Source organism: Agrobacterium sp. MA01 (assembly GCF_009650195.1).
GTDB lineage: Bacteria > Pseudomonadota > Alphaproteobacteria > Rhizobiales > Rhizobiaceae > Allorhizobium.
Map to the genome: position 1 here is coordinate 713,838 of NZ_CP045854.1, position 16,308 is coordinate 730,145.

Genomic DNA, 16,308 nt, shown 5'->3' on the forward strand with positions numbered 1-16,308 from the left:
CGAAAACCACAAACGGTGCATCCATGACTGACACTCTCGCCCGCCTGCGGCTCGGCATCATCGCAGATCCCCAATATGCCGACCTCGACCCGGATCGGGAGCGGGACCGCTACTTCCGCCGCTCGCTCGACAAGCTCGGTGAAGCCGTGCAGCACTTCAATGCGCAGAACCTCGATGCCGTGGTGGTGCTGGGCGACCTGATCGACCGCGGTTGGGAGAATTTCCCACCCGTTCTCGATCTTCTCGAGACGTTGCAGGCGCCGCGCATTCTCCTGCCGGGCAATCACGACTTCATGGTCGACCCGGCGTGCCTGGCGCAGGTTTACCCCAGGCTCGGGATGCCGGCGCCCTATCATGCAGTGCGAATGAAGGGCCTTCGTCTACTGGTCACAGATGGCAACGAGATCTCGCTCTTCGCTCCGCCGGAGGGCGACCCAAGGCGGATCGAAGCCGAGCAGCGTCTTGCTGCGTTGCGGGAACAAGGTGCGCCGAACGCCAACAGGTGGAATGCCGGCATTTCCGATCGTCAGATGACCTGGATCGCCGATCAACTTGCGGCCGCCGAGGAAAGCGGCGAAGACGTCATTCTTCTCGGGCACTACCCCATCTACCCGCCATCCGATCATGCGCTTTGGGGTGCAGAGGCTCTCTCCGGTCTCATCGCCGAGTCCCCCTCGGCCCTGGCCTACCTCAACGGCCACCAGCACACCGGCAATTATGCCGAGAAGAACGGCGTTCACTTCGTCAACTTCCGTGGCATGGTCGATACGGAGCATCAGAACGCCTTCGCGGTCCTTTCCATCTTCGATGACCGGATCGAGATCGCGGGACATGGTCGCGAACCCGACCGCAGCCTTCAGCTGCGTCCCGGCAAGCGCCGTACAGGCATCTCCGCTGACAATTCACTGACAGCCTGCTGACGTGAATTCGTCATAAATATCTGAAACTTGCCAAGGGTGATGCTCATCACTCCTTTGTGACTTCAATCGGATGTTCCAAGGCGTCAAACATAGGATGCCCTGCTAACGATCGCCGGTGCGTCCGGCTGAGCCCCTGGAGAAAAGCTGATGAAGTTGAAACTCGTTCTGTCTGCCGCGACGGCGATCTGTCTTGGCGTGACCGCAGCCATTGCTGCGGGCGAACCGCAGGCCGTGCGTCAGGATGAAATGAAGAAGGTCGGCGGTGCCATGGGCGCGCTCGGCGGTATCGCCAAGGGCGAGAAGCCCTATGACGCGGAAGCCGTGAAGGCAGCCCTCACTACGCTCGCCGAAGTCGGCAAGACCTTCCCCGACCATTTTCCCGCGGGCACCGAAACCGGCATGGAATCCGAAGCCGCGCCGGCGATCTGGCAGAACATGGACGACTTCAAGGCCAAGTCCGCCAAGCTCGCTTCCATCGCGGAAGCCCAGCTCGCCGCACTTCCGGCTGATCAGGCCGGCGTCGGTGCTACGATGCAGGCCGTCGGTGCCACTTGCGGCGATTGCCACCAGACCTACCGTCTGAAGAAGTAAGGCCCTCCCGGCGGGTGATCTCCGGACGACCTGGATCGCCCGCCGAATTGCACGCTTCCAGGCGTGTGCATGCAGTAGACGGAGGCCTGAGATGGCATCGACATGGGTAAAGGGGCTCGGTACGCTCGCCGTGCTCGGTGCAGCCGGTTTCGGCACGTTCCTTTTCATCACCGCGCCTCAGCGCCAGGACCCTGCGGTCTGGGCCAATCTCGGCGAACCAGATCTCACCCATGGACGAGAAGTGTTCTTTGCCGGTGGTTGTGCGAGTTGCCATGCGCCGGTCGGAGCCACGGGCGATGCGCGGCTGGTCCTTTCGGGCGGCGCACCGCTGAAGAGCGATTTCGGCACCTTCCACGCACCCAACATTTCCAGCGACCCGCAAGCCGGTATCGGCGCCTGGACACTCGCCGAGTTCGGCGATGCCATGACCCGTGGAGTGGGTCGCGCGGGCGAACACCTTTACCCGTCCTTCCCCTACGGCTCCTATGCGCGCATGACGCCGAAGGATATCAACGACCTCTACGGTTTCATGAAGACGCTGCCGGCGAGTGATGCCGTAGCACCTGCGCATGAGTTGGGCTTCCCATTCAACCAGCGCATCGCGCTCGGCGGCTGGAAATTCCTGTTCTTCAGCGATGCCCCGCGCGTTGAACTGGCCGATGCCTCCGACATGCTGAAGCGTGGCCAGTATCTCGTCGAAGGCCCTGGCCACTGCGGCGAATGCCATACGCCGCGCAATGCGCTCGGAGGCTTCCTTTCCGGCCAGTGGCTCGCCGGTGGTCCCAATCCGGACGGCGAGGGCACGATCCCCAACATCACGCCGGGCTCGAAGAGCATGGGGTCGTGGAGCGAAGGCGATATCGTCACCTATCTCGAAACCGGTTTCACACCCGATTACGACAGTGTCGGCGGTTCCATGGTCGAGGTGCAGAAGAACATGGCGGAACTGACGGCCGCCGATCGCGAGGCGATTGCCGCCTATCTGAAGGCGATCCCGGCGGTGCAATGATACCAAGTGTCGATGATAGGGATCTATAGGATCGGCTCGACCGCAATTTCTGGCTAGGAGAGGTCCGAAGAGCGATGCTGACGCATCGGTCAAGGAACTCGGCGACGCCAGAATAGGCGGGAAGCCGACCAAGGGTGGCTTATTGCAGGCCCCTGGCGTTGTTGCGCCGCTTGGCCGATGCGGGAGCCATCGCCCGGCGCGCCGCGCCTAGCCAGCAACCCGCAATAAGCCATCCTATGGGTTCTTATCATCGACACTTGGTACAAGCTTTCACGGCTCTGTTCAGCATCGCGCAAGCCTTGTCTGTCATCTTTCCGTCGTCGAAATGACTGCGGAGGGGATATGAGCATCGAACGCCGGCGGATGGAGAATGCGCTCCGGTCCCTGCTCGACAACTATCCGGACCCCGCTCTGCACCGCTGGGTGCATGAGACTGTTGGTGCTTTTGAGAAGCGCCTCTCGGCCATCGTTGACCCGCGCGAGCGCGATCACGCCCAGCAGGCGGCTCTCATCCTGATCAAGACAACGCTGCAGAAATGGTCGGAGAATCCGCCCGTCAGGCACTGATGCGGACGACATCAGTTCTCAACGGCGATGCTCTGCGGCAAACATCGTCAGCTCTTCCTCGGCTTCGGGCCCGAAGAGATCAAGCGCCTTCAGCACTTCGATCGTAAAGGTATCCGGTGCCGACCCGGCTGCGGTCACGATCTTTCCGTCGCGCGCTGCCTGTGGTTGGTCCACATACCGAGCCTCCCCGCGATAACCGGGATACTTCTTGTGCGACGCGAGCGCATTTCCGGTATGCGCGACGTCGTCGAGCACGCCTGTCGCCGCCAGCGCGCTCGCGGCCGCACAGATCCCGCCGAGAACCTTGCCTTTGTCACGAAACGCCGTGGCGAGCGCTGTGAAGTCAAACGCCACACCCTTTTCCCAGGCATAGCCGCCGGGAATGATCAGCGCATCGAACTGCTCGGCATCGAGCGCGTCAAAGCCGACGTCGGGTGTGACCTTCAGCCCGCCCATGGAGATGACGGGTTTGCCATCCGGGCTTGCCGTCACCACTTCGCAGTCGAGCCAGTAACGCGTTGCCGCCATCAGGAGCGCGGGTTCCCAATCGGCATAGTCGTTCTGCAGGGCAATCACGATGCGGGGCATGAGGTTCCTCCTTGCGTCTGTCGGGTGAGGCTCAGCTCAAGGCCTGCAGGTAACGCATGCCGGTGACCGGGCGCGGAATGAAGTCCATGTTTTCGTAGAAGCGGTGGGCTGCGAAATTGCCGGTGGCAGCCGATACCGAAAGGAAGTCACAGCCGGAAGCGCGGGCGATCTGGCGGGCCCGGTCGACGAGATGCTGGCCGATGCCATTGCCCCGCTGTCCGTCGCGCACGAAGAGATGATGCAGCTCCATGCCGCGCTTGCCTTCTTGCGCCTTGTAGAGCGGCACGAGGATGGCGTAGCCGATCAGGCCCTCTTCGCCGCTGTCGGCAACCAGCGCCTGGATCCAGGGCATAGGTCCGAACAGATCGCGCTCCAGGACATCAGGCGTCATCGCCGAAGCATCGCCGTGATGCTGCGCGAGCGCCAGAATCATCGCGTTGAGTTGCGGCAGGTCGCGCGGCTTGGCATGGCGGATGGCCACGATCGGCGGGCGGGGGAGTGTAAGGTTTGTATCTTCGGTCATGTTGCTTTCCCTTGGTCTCATTTCGTGCCGTCAGGGGGAAAGTCGTCCGGAAAACAACAAGGCCGCCTGACGGCGGCCTGTTGACAATGTGATCTTGTCAGGCCGCCGGTTACCGGTAGGCCCAAAAATACGTGCAGGAGATGGTTGCGCGGATATCGATCATGGCGGGTGTGATGCGCCAGTTTAAATCGATTGTCAACGGGGGGACTGTCAGCTGTTTTGAAGCTGGCGATATGGTATGCTTGTCTCCATGGAGGTCGACAGATGACCATTAGTCTTAAACTCGACGACAATGATCGGGAGCGGATCGAACGTCAGCTGGCGAGCGGTCGGTTTTCCGATGCCTCGGCGGTTGTCCGCGCCGGCTTGGAACTACTTGATGAGCTTGATGGCGCAAGAGATCGCTGGCTCGACGTCGAAATTCCTGCTCGTTTCGCCGATGCCAAACAAAATCCCGACCGGCTGATCTCTGGCGACGAGGTATTTGCGCGACTTGAGGCGCGCCACCGCAGTCGCGTGAGTGACCGGTAACATGACCCGGCCGCTGATTATCCATCCGGATGCGGCCGGAGAGCTCAATGACCTATACGATTACATCGCGGAACGCTCGGGCTCGGACAGGGCGTGGAGCTATGTCAGTGCCGTAAAATCCTTCCTCGCCGATCTCTGCGCCTACCCTGAGCGTGGAAGTTTGCGAAGCGGCGCGGTAGACGGGCTTCGGATCATCGGCTTCCGCCGACGCCTGAGCATTGCCTTCGTCGCCCGGGAAGGTGACGTCTTGGTGCTCGGCTTCTTCTATGCAGGTCGCAATATTGATGCGGCACTGCTCGACCAGCGGGCCAATCCAACCGAGGGCCATTGACAATCACCGCTCCACCTCTGCCCCGGCGCTGGGCCGTGAGCATCGGTCCTCAATGCTCGTGCTCGCACAGCCCGTGATCGGACAGTGCCCGGATCACATAACAGTCGCCGATCGTATGGCATTCCCCATGCGAGACGATGCGGGCGAGCTCCGCCTCCAGCTTCTTCAGCCGCGCGATCTTTTCCCTGACATCATCGAGCTGTTCCCGGGCGATGTGGTCTGCCCGCTCGCAGGGCTCTTCCGGATGGCCACTGAGCGTCAGCAACTCCCGAATAGCCTCGATCGGAAATCCGAGATCCCGCGCATGGCGGATGAAGGTCAGTCGCTCAAGATCGGCCTTCTCGTAGCGCCGCTGATTGCCTTCCGTGCGATCCGGGGCCGAGATCAGCCCCATCTGCTCGTAGTAACGGATGGTCGGCACCTTGACCCCCGCGCGCCGGGACAGATCCCCGATCGAAAACATGAAATAACCCCTTGAACCTCTAGTCACTAGAGATCCTAAGGTCGATGCATGACCACATCAAGACCTGAAGGATATCAAAGATGAGTGCTGCTTGCGGCCATGACCATGCCCCTTTCGACGGCATGTCCGACACCTACAAGCGCCGGCTCTGGCTGGTGATTGCCATCAATGCCGGAATGTTCGCCGTGGAAATGACGGCCGGACAGCTGGCCCGTTCCCAGGCATTGCAGGCCGATGCGCTCGATTTCTTCGCCGATGCCGTAACCTACGGCATTTCGCTCGCCGTGATCGGCGCCTCGCTGAAAACCCGCAGCATGGCTGCCGCCGCCAAGGGTGTGAGCCTCTTCCTGATGGGCCTCTGGGTCTTCGGCTCCACAGTCTGGCGGGCCTTTGAAGGCGGCGTGCCAGAGGCGCCGGTCATGGGCCTCATCGGTTTCCTGGCGCTTGGCGCCAATGTCGCGAGCGTGCTTCTCCTGATGTCCTACAAGGACGGGGACGCCAATGTGCGTTCTGTCTGGCTCTGCTCGCGCAACGATGCGATCGGCAATGTCATCGTCATGATCGCGGCCCTCGGCGTCTGGGGCACCGCGACTGCCTGGCCCGACCTGATTGTCGCCGGCATCATGGCAGGCCTGTTCCTCAGTTCCTCCGTCCAGATCCTCAACCAGAGTTACCGCGAGTGGAGGGCGGGCGAAGCAATAACCCTGTCATCGTCCTGCTGCGGGACGGGGAAGGTATCCTGCGGGTCGGGGCATGATCATGATCACGCTCAGCATGAGCACGGCGCAGAGCACGTGCATCGTCACCCCTGACGGATGTCCAGACGCAAGAAAGCCGGCCTGGCATCATGCCGGCCGGCCTTCTTGACCGCATCGTCTCATCAGAATTCCTGATAGGGCGAAGGGGGTATCTCGTATTCCCGGTAGGCTGCTTCCACCATCTGCACCCGGGAGTCGGCAGGCTGGCGATCCCGGTTCGGGCCATTGCCGACGTCGACGATCGCCTTGCGCGAGCCTTCGACGGTCCACAAGGCCGAAGCCAGCTGGTTCGACAGGAGCGTACTGGAAAACGTGCTCGCACCGCTTCCGCGGGGTGCGCTGGTGTTGGACGTTTCGGGGGCAGCATCCTCCGCGCCTGCCGTGTTCGGCACGTATCGGCTTTGGTAGGAGTAGCCGCTCAGGCCGCTTTCGATCCTCATGGCGGACACCTCAGTTGAAGAATTAACCTTTTGTTAACCTTTCAACCTTGCGCGAAGCTTGCGCCGGTGATGTCGCTATGGGAATTGCCCCTTGCGCAATGTCGCGACTGAAAGTACGGGCCGCGAATCGAAATTTTAAGGCGCGGCTGTTTCAGGCATTGCCGAAACAATGCCAAAAACGCACCCGTTATTGCTTGGAGCCTGCGACCGCGCTGCCGCTTTAGACCTTCCCCGCCACCTTGATCGCATAGGCATATTCAAACGCGATCTCTTCCAATCGCTGGAAGCGTCCCGACTTGCCGCCATGGCCTGCGGCCATGTTGGTCTTCAGCAGGAAGGGGCCTGCATCCGGCGCCGTATCCCGCAGCCGCGCGATCCACTTGGTCGGCTCCCAATAGGTGACACGCGGGTCGGTGAGGCCTGAAAGAGCGATGATCGGCGGGTAGGGCTTCTTATCGACGTTGTCGTAAGGGCTATAGGCCGCGATCCAGCGATACTCTTCTTCCGACTCGATCGGATTGCCCCATTCCGGCCATTCCGGCGGGGTGAGCGGCAGCGTGTCGTCGAGCATGGTGTTGAGCACGTCGACGAAGGGTACGGCGGCGATGATGCCGGCGAATTTTTCCGGTGCCATGTTGGCGACCGCTCCCATCAGCATGCCGCCGGCCGATCCGCCTTCGGCGATGATCCGGTCGTATGCGGTGAAGCCTTGCCTCACCAGGTGGTCGGCAGCCGAGATGAAGTCCTTGAAGGTATTGACCTTCTTTTCCATCTTGCCGTCTTCGTACCAGGAAAATCCCTTGTCCTTGCCGCCGCGGATATGGGCGATTGCATAGACGAAGCCGCGATCCGCCAGCGACAGGCAATTGGTGTTGAAGCCGGCGGGAATGGTGATGCCATAGGCGCCATAGCCATAGAGCAGGCAGGGGGCGGAGCCGTCGAGCTTCGTGTCCTTCCGGTAGAGCAGGGTAACCGGCACCGTCTCGCCGTCATGCGCTTCGGCAAAGACCCGGCGGGTGACATAATCCTCCGGGTTATGGCCTGATGGTACTTCCTGCGTCTTCAGAAGTGTGCGCTCGCGGGTCGCCATGTTGTAGTCAAAGAGCTGGCTTGGCGTCGTCATCGACGAATAGGAGAAGCGGATGATATCGGTCTCGTATTCCGCAGCGCCCTGAAGTCCCAGCGAATAGGCTTCTTCCGCAAAGGCAATCGAGTGCTCCTCGCCCGACTTGCGGTCGCGGATCATGATGACAGGCAGACCCTCGCGACGTTCCAGCCAGACGAGGTGGCGGGCGAACGCCATGTGGTTGAGGATTAGACGGCCCGGCTCGTGCGGCACCACCTCTTTCCAGTTCGCTTTGCCCGGCGCGGTCACCGGCGCCTCGACGATCTTGAAGTCCTTGGCATCATCGGCATTGGTCAGGATGTAGAAGACATCGCCGCCTTCCGTCATCGAATATTCCACGCCCTCTTCGCGCTCGGCGACCAGCACGGGCTCAGCCGTCAAATCCTTGGTGGACAGCAGGCGGTATTCGGATGTTTCGTGGTCGTGGATGTCGATGAAGATGAAGTCGTCGAGCAACGAGCCGCCGACGCCCATGAAGAAACCGGGGTCCTTTTCCTCATACACCAGCCGGTCAGACGACTGCGGTTGACCCACGATATGGCGGAAGACCTTGGACGGACGGTGGTTCTCATCCTGCAGCGTATAGAAGAAGCTCTTGCCATCAGGCGCCCAGACACCGCCGCCGGCGGTATTTTCGAGCACATCGTCCAGATCCTGCTTGGTGGCGAGATCGCGGATCCGCAGGGTGTAGTATTCCGAGCCCTTGTCGTCGTAACCCCAGATGCCGAAGGCGTGGTCTGTCGTGTGATCGATGCCGGACAGACGGAAATAGTCCTTGCCGACAGCTTCCTTGTCGCCATCGAGCAGCAGGTCGCGGATCGACTCGTCCTTTGGGCTGCCGTCACGCGGAATGCGGAAATAGCGCGGCTGCTCGCCGCCGGTGACAAAGGCAGAGCCATAGGCAAAGGGGCCGTCCTTCATCGGGATCGAGGAATCGTCTTCCTTGATACGACCCTTCATCTCGGCAAACAGCGTCTTCTGCAGCTCCTTGGTGTCCGCCATCGCCGCTTCCATATAGGCGTTCTCGGCTTCGAGAGTGGAGCGGATTTCCGGATCGAGGATCGAGGTATCCTTGAACATGGCCTGCCAGTTGTCGGCGCGCAGCCAGGCGTATTCGTCCGTTCTCGTGATGCCGTGACGGGTATCGGAAACGGGCTTCTTGGCGGCGGCGGGTGCGGCGGGCAGGTTCTTGAAGACGGACAAGGGAGATCCTTCCGAAAATGGAAACATTCAGCTCAGCGAGAGATAGAGAGGCGAGGGGCCGCGATCAAGCGGCCGGGACGCGGGGGAGGGGCGTTGCGAGGGGTCAGCCGTCCGTGCCGGCAGTCGATTTCGCCCAGTCCATGTAGAGTTCCAGTGCCTTGCGCGTCACCGGGCCTTCCTGGAACTGCGCGTCATCGAGACGCGTCACAGGCACGACCTTGGAATAATTGCCGGTCTGGAAGATCTCGTCGGCATTCATGAAGTCTTCGACCGAAAGCGTCACCTCGCGCACCTCGAAGCCGGCCTGGCGCAGCAGGCCCATGATGCGCGCACGGGTGATGCCCGCAAGGAAGGTGCGATTGGCGGCCGGGGTGAAGACCACACCATCCTTCACCATGAAGACGTTGGAGGAGGCCGTCTCCACGACATTGCCGTTCATGTCGCGCACCAGCGCATTGTCGAAGCCGCGTTTGCGGGCATCGATGATCATCCGACCGGAATTCGGATAGAGGCTGCCGGTCTTGGCGTCGGTCATCGCGCATTCGGGCGTCGGACGCCGGAAGGGGGAAACCGTCAGCGAGGAGGGCTTCGCTGTGTGCATTGGCGCTTCGAACAGGCAGAGCGCAAAGCGCGTCGATTCCGGATCGGCTGCGACCACCGAGCCCATCTGGCCGTGTTCGGCCCAATACATCGGCTTGATGTAGATCGCGGTCTTGCCGTCGAACTTCTCGACGCCTTCCCAGGCGAGGCGCTCGATCTCCTCGGCCTCCATGGTTGCCTTCATGCCCATGTTGGCGGCCGAGCGATTGACGCGCTGGCAATGCAGGTCGAGATCCGGGGCAATGCCGTCGAACCAGCGCGCACCGTCAAACACCGTCGAGCCAAGCCACATCGCATGCGAGACCGGCCCGATCAGCGGCGGGTTGCCGGCAAACCATTCTCCGTCGACATAGGTGAAGGTGGGGGTGCGGGCGGATGTATCGACGGCCATGGCGGGTCTCCTGTTCTCGTTGTTTCGCAGCAAAGTCGCCTCAGGCTCCAAGGTCAAGGTGAAACACGCCCTCAGGACACGATTTGGCAACGATCCAGGTCAAAACCGCCGCGCGAGGTGGATTTCCACATGAATCCAGAAGCTTGGCTGATGGATCGATCAGTGCGCCTGATGTCCTGGCAGCCGAAGTGTCCTGAGCCGCCGATGTGGTTAAAGATCCTGTAACGGATTCCTGAAATATTGAACGAAGTTGAGATCGCGATCTTCGGTCTCGTGTACTGCGTTTTCTTGGGGGTCTTCATGAACAGGCTGCGTCTTATCGCCCTGCTTTCCGCATCGGTTGCGGTCTCGTCTTCGCCGGCCTTCGCCGATGGTCTCTTCTCCGGAAACTGGTATGTCACCCTCGGCGGCGCCGGCATCTCCGCGCCGACCTTCGAAGGCTCCAAGAACCGCAAGCTCTTCTTCCAGCCGATCATTTCGGTCGGCCGTGGCGGTGCGCCGCGCTTCTCCTCGCGCAACGACAATCCTTCTTTCGCAATCTACAACACGGACGTTCTGCGTGCCGGTATTGTCGGCAAGTTCGTGCCCTCGCGCGACGCCGGTACTGACGATGCGCTGCGGGGCCTCTCCGAGGTCAAGTGGGGCGGTGAACTCGGCGGTTTCGCCGATGTCTATGTCACCGACTGGATGCGGGCCCGTGCCGAAGTGCGTCAGGGCATCCGCGCCCATGATGGCTTGGTCGCCGATATCGCGGTCGATGCCTTCACCGATATCGCGCCCGATCTCAGGGTCTCGGCCGGTCCGCGCATGACCTTCGCCACCAGCGGTTACACCAGCGCTTACTACGGCGTGGACGCGGCCGAATCTGCCGCGTCGGGGCTCAGCCAGTACAATCCGGACGGTGGCGTGACCTCCTATGGTGCGGGCGGGGCGATCACCTGGAACGCCACCGACAAGATCACCATGAGCGCCTTTACCGAATACAAGCGGCTCGCCGGCCCGGCTGCCGATTCGAGCCTCGTGCAGGAACGCGGCAGCAAGAATCAGCTGATGTTCGGCGTCTCTGCCAGCTATAAGTTCGGCGTCAGCTTCAACTGACGAAAAGGCCGCAGCCGATTTTGCAGCGGCGATGGGAGCGGGCGGTTTTCTTGAACCCGCCCATGCTCTATCAGTTGGGCCATGAGCACCACTGAGCCGAACATCGATCGCGTCATCGACGCGCCCTCCGACAACTTCGTCTATCGCATTCTGCCGCGATGGCTCTGGCCGCATGCCCAGCTCGCCCGCTGGGATCGCCCGATCGGCTGGCAGCTCCTGATGTGGCCCTGCTTCTGGTCCTCGGCGCTTGCCGCCAATGCGCTTGCGGCCGAGGGGCGCCTGAACCTTCCGCTTTTCATCTTCCACCTCTTCCTGTTCTTCGTCGGTTCTGTCGCCATGCGCGGCGCAGGCTGCACCTATAACGACCTCGTCGACCATGAGATCGACAACATGGTCGCGCGCACCAGGTCGCGTCCGCTGCCGTCGGGGCGCATCTCGCGCCGCAACGCCAAGATCTTCATGGTCGTGCAGTCCCTGGTCGGGCTCGTCGTGCTCCTCTGCTTCAACAGCTTCTCGATCATGCTCGGCATCCTGTCGCTCGCCGTCGTAGCAATCTATCCCTTTGCCAAGCGCTTCACCGACTGGCCGCAATTCTTCCTCGGGCTGGCTTTTTCCTGGGGCGGCCTTATGGGTTGGGCCGGCCTGCACGGCAATCTCTCGCTCGCTGCCATTCTCGTCTATGTCGGGGCGGTCGCCTGGACGATCGGCTACGACACGATCTACGCCCATCAGGACCGCGAGGATGATGCGCTGGTCGGCGTCCGCTCGACGGCGCGTCTCTTCGATCGCGACACCAAGATCTGGCTGAGCGGGCTCTATGGGTTGACGCTGGTGCTACTCCTGTCGGCCTTTATCGCTGCCGGTGCGGCTTTCCCCGCAATCATAGGTCTCTTGATTGCAGCTGCGCTCTTCGCCTGGCAGATCAAGGTGCTCGACATCGATGATGGAGCGCAGTGCCTGGCGCTTTTCAAGTCGAACAACCGCGTCGGCCTGATCATTTTCTTGGGGCTCGTCGCCGCCATTCCTTTCGCCTGAGCTTTGTACAGTTCTCGCTAATCCAGGCGCTGATCTCGTTTCATTTCGAGACGCCGGCAGCCGATGTCCCTCAAAAGCCAGAGGCCCGGAAGTTGCCTTCCGGGCCTCTGGCTGTTCAGTGTTGGGACGCGATCAGTTGCGTGCGATGATTTCCTTTCCGGAAATCTTCATGGTTACACCCAGCTTGCCGGTCGTGCGACGCACCAGGAAGCGCGGCCGACGCTCGGCGAAATAGGAGTGGCGGCGACGCGGCTGCGTTTCCTTGGTGCGGACATCGCCGAGATGCTCTTCAAGCGGACGAGCCACGCCATCGGCTTCGACCATCAGCATGGGAATGCGGAACGCATCCGCCCAGCCGCGCCAGTCGGCAGCGATATCGCAGAGATCATGAGCCACGAGCAGCGGAATGCAGAGATCCGGATCGTCGTGATGCAGTTCAAGCGTCACGGTGACTTCACCGTCGCCATGGTCGATGGCACGCGCGGCGACGCCCTTGAAGGCCCGCGCTGGAAGAGCAAAGGACAGCGGCAAGCCACTGCCGGGGAGGATCTTGCGCAGAACGGCGCCGCGCTCGTCGATGGTGATCGTGACGTCGCCCAGAGCGCCCCGCAATGCGTAAGTCACCTGCTGGGGGAACCGCGAGGGATCCAGACGCAGAGTGGCGCCGGCCCATGCTGGCTTCAAAACCGTGTTCGTCATCTTCATGCTACCCTTGTTTTACCCGAGAGCGCGTCATGTGCTCGTCTGTTCGGGACTTTTCGTCCTCTGTGGGTGCAAGATACCCAGCCGCTGTTGGAGACAGCTTAAAAGATGCGGTAAAGAAAACCTTGCGCGGTCAAATGGTTAGTTTTGTCGTACCGGTCACGGTTTCGAAAAGGTGAAACTCCTCTTCGATCTGTACCGACACGAAACGAATACCGCCTGACTGGTCTGATCATCGACTTTGGAGCGCAGAAACGACCTGGGGCTTCTTCATGAATTCATAAAGCTTGAGGCAAGGATTTTGCGCCATACTGTGATTCGCGCGCGCTGTGTTCTCTAAGGAATTCCGATGGTCTCGACCTATCTGAGCTACAATCTCGTCAACCGTGACATCAAGGGGAGCATCAACCGCACCGCTTCCGATCCGGTTGTCGCGCGCCAGACCGAGTACTTCAAGGAGAACATCGGCAAGGTCACGAACCTCGAGGAATTCCTCGACGACTACCAGCTCTATTCCTATGCGATGAAGGCCCATGGTCTCGAAGAGATGACCTATGCCAAGGCCTTCATGAAAAAGGTGCTGGAAAGCGATCTCTCCGACGAAGCGAGCTTCGCCAACCAGCTGACCGACGAGCGCTACCGCAATTTCGCCGCCTCGTTCCAGTTCTCCGCGGAAAAGACGGATCTGCAGACGGACTCCCAGCAGGCGATATTGCTCGAAAGATACGAAGCCTCGCTTACGGCCCAGAGCGACACGCTGGAGGCGGAAGCCTTCTACTACGAGGCCGTGATCGACAACATCACCAGCGTCAGCGGCTTGGTCAACAATAGCCGCCTGATGACCTTCGCACTCGACGCCTATGGCATCGACGGCAACGTCTATACCAAGGATCATTTGACCAAGGTCCTCACGAGCGACACCTCGGATCCGAACAGCTATGTCAATCAGTTGGTCGCCAATGGCGCTGCCAACGCGTCGAAATTCCTGAAGCTCGCAGAAGCCTTCGACTTCAATGCCGATGGCTCGCTCTCTGGCGCGACTGCCCAGACGGCGGCCCAGAAGGAGGCCACCGTCTCGCTGTATGTCGACGAAGAGCAGATCTACGTCACCGATTACTATCGTCAGCGCGAGCGCGCCTATTATGAGCAGAAGATCGCGACGATCACGTCGGTCGATGAACTGACCGCCGATACGCGCCTGTTCAATTACGTCAAGACTGCATTCGAGCTGGGCTCGATGGGGGCTTCGACCTTCAAGCAGATCGTAACGAGCGACACCTCCGACCCGAACAGCTACGCGGCCACCAATGGCGGCGATGCGTGGGTGGCCATTGCCGGCAAGTTCAACTTCGCCAGCGACGGAACGGTCGAAAGCGGCATGACCGCGCAGGGTTCCACACAGCTCGCATCGACGAATTCGGGCTTTGCAACCTTCTACGACGATGCGGATGAAGAGCGCAAAGAGGCTTTGACCGAGCTCTTCAAGACCAATATCTCCGAGGCCGAAAACGTCGATGACATTCTGACCGACACGACGATGCGCCTTGTCCTGCAGCGTACGTTTGGTTTCGAGGCCAATGAATTCTCGGTGCGCGAACTGAGGCAGGCCCTGACCAGCGATTTCACCGATCCAAACAGTTTTGCCAACAAGTCGAAGGACACGCGTCTGATCGAGATGTCGAAGCTCTTCAACTTCGACGGCGAGGGCAATGCCGCCGTGCCGCTTTCGCCGCACAATACGCTGACGGCGACGATGATCGCGAAGCAATATGTCATCAACGAAGTCCGCTTCCTCGACGACAACGAGAGAACCGCCGCACGCGAAGCCGCGACCAAAAAGGCCGAGGTTTACCAGGAGCGCATTCAGTCGATCGACACCGTCAAGGAGCTGCTTGCCGATCGCGACGTTATCGATGTCGTCATCGGCGCCTACGGTTTGGATCCAGAGGATGTCACCGATGACTTCCTCAAGCAGGTTTTCGCGTCGGACCTGTCCGACCCCAAGAGCTTCGTCAATCAGCAGCCCGACAGCCGCTGGGCCGAACTTGTCGCTTCCTTCAACTTTGACGCCAATGGCAATCTGACCCGCGAAACGATCGGCACGGTCCAGCAGCGTGGCGAGACCCTGGAAACCGTGAACAAGTATCTCCGGCAGACACTGGAAGAAACCGAAGGCGCAAGCAACGAGGCTGTCCGACTGGCGCTCTATTTCGAGCGCACCGCGCCGAACATCACCGATGCCTATGGCCTCATCGCCGACGACGCGCTCATGGCGGTCTTCCGGACGACGTTCGGTTTCTCGGACGAGTTCTCCAACATGGACGTCGACCAGCAGGCGCGCATCATCAACGACAACCTCGACCTGGCCGACCTGCAGGATCCAACCAAACTGGAGCGGTTCTTGCAGCGCTACACTGCCATGTACGACACGGAAAACGCCAGTTTCAGCAATTCCGCCGTCTCCATTCTGAGCGGCGGCAGTGGCAGCATCTCGGCAGATCTGCTGTTCAGCCTGGCGCAGCTGAAGGCCTGATCAACGTTCATTCCCGCAACCCGCAGGCCTCTTGTCTGCGGGTTTGCTTTTGGCTATCGATATATCCGTGCGAATATATCGCTACGGGGGGCTTTGTGATCAACCGGTTGAAGACGAAAGCTTTGGCGCTGGCCATGCTCCTGGCAGTAGGCGTCATGATCCTTGCTCCGTCGGGTGGGCGCGCCGAACAGCCGGTCACGATCTTCGCCGCCGCAAGTCTGAAGGAGAGCCTAGAAGAGATTGCCGCTGCGTGGAAGCAAGCGGGCGGAACGGAGGTCCGGCTCTCCCTCGCCGGCAGCTCGGCGCTCGCCAGGCAGATCGAGCAGGGCGCGCCAGCAGACCTCTTCATTTCTGCCGATCTCAAATGGATGGACCACCTTGAGACGGTGGGCCAGGTAAAGGCGGACAGCCGGGTGAACCTGCTCGGCAACCGGATCGTTCTTGTCGCGCCGACGGATGCGGCCACGACGGCGACCATCGCCCCTGGCTTCCCGCTCGCATCCCTTCTTGGCGATGAACGTCTGGCCATGGCCAATGTCGATGCCGTGCCCGCCGGAGCCTATGGCAAGGCCGCGCTCGAAAGCCTCGGCGTCTGGGAGAGCGTCAAGGACAAGGTTGCCCAGGCCGAGAACGTCCGTGCTGCCTTGCTGCTCGTCTCCCGCGGCGAGGCGCCTTTCGGCATCGTCTACGAAACGGATGCCAGGGTTGATCCCGGCGTGAAGATCCTCGACCGCTTCCCCGAGGACAGCCATCCCGCCATCGTCTATCCGGCAGCTCTCACGACGGATAGCAAGAACCCGCGCGCCGCCGAATTCCTCGCTTACTTGCAGGGCGCGGACGCCCATGCCATCTTCATCGCCGCCGGCTTCACAGTGCTGGCCAAAACAAACTGACATGGC

Annotated in this window: 18 protein-coding genes; 11 read left to right on the forward strand and 7 right to left on the reverse strand. The window is 60.9% G+C overall.

The window, feature by feature from the left end:
• Window positions 1-23: 23 nt before the first annotated feature.
• From GH983_RS03305 to GH983_RS03320, 4 genes are all read left to right on the forward strand, one after another.
• Entirely contained in the window at window positions 24-920 is an 897-nt protein-coding gene (locus GH983_RS03305; protein ID WP_246727486.1) for a metallophosphoesterase, read from the forward strand.
• Between the two features lie 147 nt (window positions 921-1,067).
• Window positions 1,068-1,511 carry a cytochrome c gene (locus GH983_RS03310; RefSeq protein ID WP_069042016.1) on the forward strand — a complete coding sequence of 148 codons (444 nt, stop codon included), beginning with the start codon at window positions 1,068-1,070 and terminating at the stop codon, window positions 1,509-1,511.
• Between the two features lie 91 nt (window positions 1,512-1,602).
• Window positions 1,603-2,520: a cytochrome c gene (locus GH983_RS03315; RefSeq protein WP_054148868.1), complete on the forward strand. Its 918-nt coding sequence runs from the start codon at window positions 1,603-1,605 to the stop codon at window positions 2,518-2,520.
• A gap of 342 nt (window positions 2,521-2,862) precedes the next feature.
• Window positions 2,863-3,087, forward strand: coding sequence for a hypothetical protein (locus tag GH983_RS03320; protein ID WP_054148869.1), 225 nt, complete (start codon window positions 2,863-2,865; stop codon window positions 3,085-3,087).
• An 18-nt stretch (window positions 3,088-3,105) separates the two neighbouring features.
• On the opposite strand, the gene GH983_RS03325 is transcribed toward GH983_RS03320, so the two are convergent.
• Window positions 3,106-3,675: a DJ-1/PfpI family protein gene (locus GH983_RS03325; protein WP_153761609.1), complete on the reverse strand. Its 570-nt coding sequence runs from the start codon at window positions 3,673-3,675 to the stop codon at window positions 3,106-3,108.
• A gap of 31 nt (window positions 3,676-3,706) precedes the next feature.
• Complete coding sequence (locus GH983_RS03330; RefSeq protein WP_054148871.1) at window positions 3,707-4,198, reverse strand: GNAT family N-acetyltransferase; 492 nt, start codon at window positions 4,196-4,198, stop codon at window positions 3,707-3,709.
• 264 nt (window positions 4,199-4,462) lie between these two features.
• Here GH983_RS03330 and GH983_RS03335 point away from each other — a divergent pair, with 264 nt between their 5' ends.
• Together GH983_RS03335 and GH983_RS03340 are read left to right on the forward strand one after the other, a co-directional pair.
• On the forward strand, window positions 4,463-4,729 hold the full coding sequence (locus GH983_RS03335; RefSeq protein ID WP_069042012.1) for a type II toxin-antitoxin system ParD family antitoxin: 267 nt from the start codon (window positions 4,463-4,465) through the stop codon (window positions 4,727-4,729).
• Window position 4,730: 1 nt separating this feature from the next.
• Window positions 4,731-5,060 carry a type II toxin-antitoxin system RelE/ParE family toxin gene (locus GH983_RS03340; protein ID WP_153761610.1) on the forward strand — a complete coding sequence of 110 codons (330 nt, stop codon included), beginning with the start codon at window positions 4,731-4,733 and terminating at the stop codon, window positions 5,058-5,060.
• A gap of 49 nt (window positions 5,061-5,109) precedes the next feature.
• Here the strand turns inward: GH983_RS03340 and GH983_RS03345 are convergent, their stop codons facing one another.
• Window positions 5,110-5,523 (reverse strand): helix-turn-helix domain-containing protein, encoded by a 414-nt coding sequence (locus GH983_RS03345; RefSeq protein ID WP_069042011.1) that lies wholly within the window; start codon window positions 5,521-5,523, stop codon window positions 5,110-5,112.
• 80 nt (window positions 5,524-5,603) lie between these two features.
• On the opposite strand from GH983_RS03345, the gene GH983_RS03350 reads away from it, so the two are divergent.
• Entirely contained in the window at window positions 5,604-6,335 is a 732-nt protein-coding gene (locus tag GH983_RS03350; RefSeq protein WP_153761611.1) for a cation transporter, read from the forward strand.
• Between the two features lie 68 nt (window positions 6,336-6,403).
• Here the strand turns inward: GH983_RS03350 and GH983_RS03355 are convergent, their stop codons facing one another.
• The 3 genes from GH983_RS03355 to GH983_RS03365 form a co-directional block, all read right to left on the reverse strand.
• Window positions 6,404-6,721 (reverse strand): hypothetical protein, encoded by a 318-nt coding sequence (locus GH983_RS03355; RefSeq protein ID WP_153761612.1) that lies wholly within the window; start codon window positions 6,719-6,721, stop codon window positions 6,404-6,406.
• A gap of 220 nt (window positions 6,722-6,941) precedes the next feature.
• Window positions 6,942-9,050 carry a S9 family peptidase gene (locus GH983_RS03360; protein WP_153761613.1) on the reverse strand — a complete coding sequence of 703 codons (2,109 nt, stop codon included), beginning with the start codon at window positions 9,048-9,050 and terminating at the stop codon, window positions 6,942-6,944.
• 103 nt (window positions 9,051-9,153) lie between these two features.
• Window positions 9,154-10,041 (reverse strand): branched-chain amino acid aminotransferase, encoded by an 888-nt coding sequence (locus tag GH983_RS03365; protein WP_153761614.1) that lies wholly within the window; start codon window positions 10,039-10,041, stop codon window positions 9,154-9,156.
• A gap of 300 nt (window positions 10,042-10,341) precedes the next feature.
• Here GH983_RS03365 and GH983_RS03370 point away from each other — a divergent pair, with 300 nt between their 5' ends.
• Window positions 10,342-11,139, forward strand: a complete 798-nt coding sequence (locus tag GH983_RS03370) for a MipA/OmpV family protein (protein WP_153761615.1) — start codon at window positions 10,342-10,344, stop codon at window positions 11,137-11,139.
• Window positions 11,140-11,220: 81 nt separating this feature from the next.
• Window positions 11,221-12,174: a 4-hydroxybenzoate octaprenyltransferase gene (gene ubiA, locus GH983_RS03375; RefSeq protein ID WP_153761616.1), complete on the forward strand. Its 954-nt coding sequence runs from the start codon at window positions 11,221-11,223 to the stop codon at window positions 12,172-12,174.
• Between the two features lie 132 nt (window positions 12,175-12,306).
• Here ubiA and GH983_RS03380 read toward each other — a convergent pair whose 3' ends face one another.
• Entirely contained in the window at window positions 12,307-12,873 is a 567-nt protein-coding gene (locus GH983_RS03380; RefSeq protein ID WP_054148983.1) for a DUF6101 family protein, read from the reverse strand.
• A 352-nt stretch (window positions 12,874-13,225) separates the two neighbouring features.
• On the opposite strand from GH983_RS03380, the gene GH983_RS03385 reads away from it, so the two are divergent.
• On the forward strand, window positions 13,226-15,409 hold the full coding sequence (locus GH983_RS03385) for a DUF1217 domain-containing protein (RefSeq protein ID WP_153761617.1): 2,184 nt from the start codon (window positions 13,226-13,228) through the stop codon (window positions 15,407-15,409).
• A gap of 134 nt (window positions 15,410-15,543) precedes the next feature.
• A complete protein-coding gene (gene modA, locus GH983_RS03390; protein ID WP_153761618.1) occupies window positions 15,544-16,302 on the forward strand; it encodes a molybdate ABC transporter substrate-binding protein in 759 nt (252 codons plus the stop codon).
• Window positions 16,303-16,308: the final 6 nt, after the last annotated feature.

What these genes read in the sequence shown, in the direction of transcription:
- GH983_RS03315 (WP_054148868.1), top strand. Translation starts at nt 1,603, where the DNA reads ATGGCATCGACATGGGTAAAGGGGCTCGGTACGCTCGCCGTGCTCGGT.
- GH983_RS03320 (WP_054148869.1), top strand. Translation starts at nt 2,863, where the DNA reads ATGAGCATCGAACGCCGGCGGATGGAGAATGCGCTCCGGTCCCTGCTC.
- GH983_RS03385 (WP_153761617.1), top strand. Translation starts at nt 13,226, where the DNA reads ATGGTCTCGACCTATCTGAGCTACAATCTCGTCAACCGTGACATCAAG.
- GH983_RS03355 (WP_153761612.1), bottom strand. Translation starts at nt 6,721, where the DNA reads ATGAGGATCGAAAGCGGCCTGAGCGGCTACTCCTACCAAAGCCGATAC.
- GH983_RS03325 (WP_153761609.1), bottom strand. Translation starts at nt 3,675, where the DNA reads ATGCCCCGCATCGTGATTGCCCTGCAGAACGACTATGCCGATTGGGAA.
- modA (WP_153761618.1), top strand. Translation starts at nt 15,544, where the DNA reads ATGCTCCTGGCAGTAGGCGTCATGATCCTTGCTCCGTCGGGTGGGCGC.
- GH983_RS03340 (WP_153761610.1), top strand. Translation starts at nt 4,731, where the DNA reads ATGACCCGGCCGCTGATTATCCATCCGGATGCGGCCGGAGAGCTCAAT.
- ubiA (WP_153761616.1), top strand. Translation starts at nt 11,221, where the DNA reads ATGAGCACCACTGAGCCGAACATCGATCGCGTCATCGACGCGCCCTCC.
- GH983_RS03370 (WP_153761615.1), top strand. Translation starts at nt 10,342, where the DNA reads ATGAACAGGCTGCGTCTTATCGCCCTGCTTTCCGCATCGGTTGCGGTC.
- GH983_RS03335 (WP_069042012.1), top strand. Translation starts at nt 4,463, where the DNA reads ATGACCATTAGTCTTAAACTCGACGACAATGATCGGGAGCGGATCGAA.
- GH983_RS03350 (WP_153761611.1), top strand. Translation starts at nt 5,604, where the DNA reads ATGAGTGCTGCTTGCGGCCATGACCATGCCCCTTTCGACGGCATGTCC.
- GH983_RS03380 (WP_054148983.1), bottom strand. Translation starts at nt 12,873, where the DNA reads ATGACGAACACGGTTTTGAAGCCAGCATGGGCCGGCGCCACTCTGCGT.
- GH983_RS03365 (WP_153761614.1), bottom strand. Translation starts at nt 10,041, where the DNA reads ATGGCCGTCGATACATCCGCCCGCACCCCCACCTTCACCTATGTCGAC.
- GH983_RS03310 (WP_069042016.1), top strand. Translation starts at nt 1,068, where the DNA reads ATGAAGTTGAAACTCGTTCTGTCTGCCGCGACGGCGATCTGTCTTGGC.
- GH983_RS03345 (WP_069042011.1), bottom strand. Translation starts at nt 5,523, where the DNA reads ATGTTTTCGATCGGGGATCTGTCCCGGCGCGCGGGGGTCAAGGTGCCG.
- GH983_RS03330 (WP_054148871.1), bottom strand. Translation starts at nt 4,198, where the DNA reads ATGACCGAAGATACAAACCTTACACTCCCCCGCCCGCCGATCGTGGCC.
- GH983_RS03305 (WP_246727486.1), top strand. Translation starts at nt 24, where the DNA reads ATGACTGACACTCTCGCCCGCCTGCGGCTCGGCATCATCGCAGATCCC.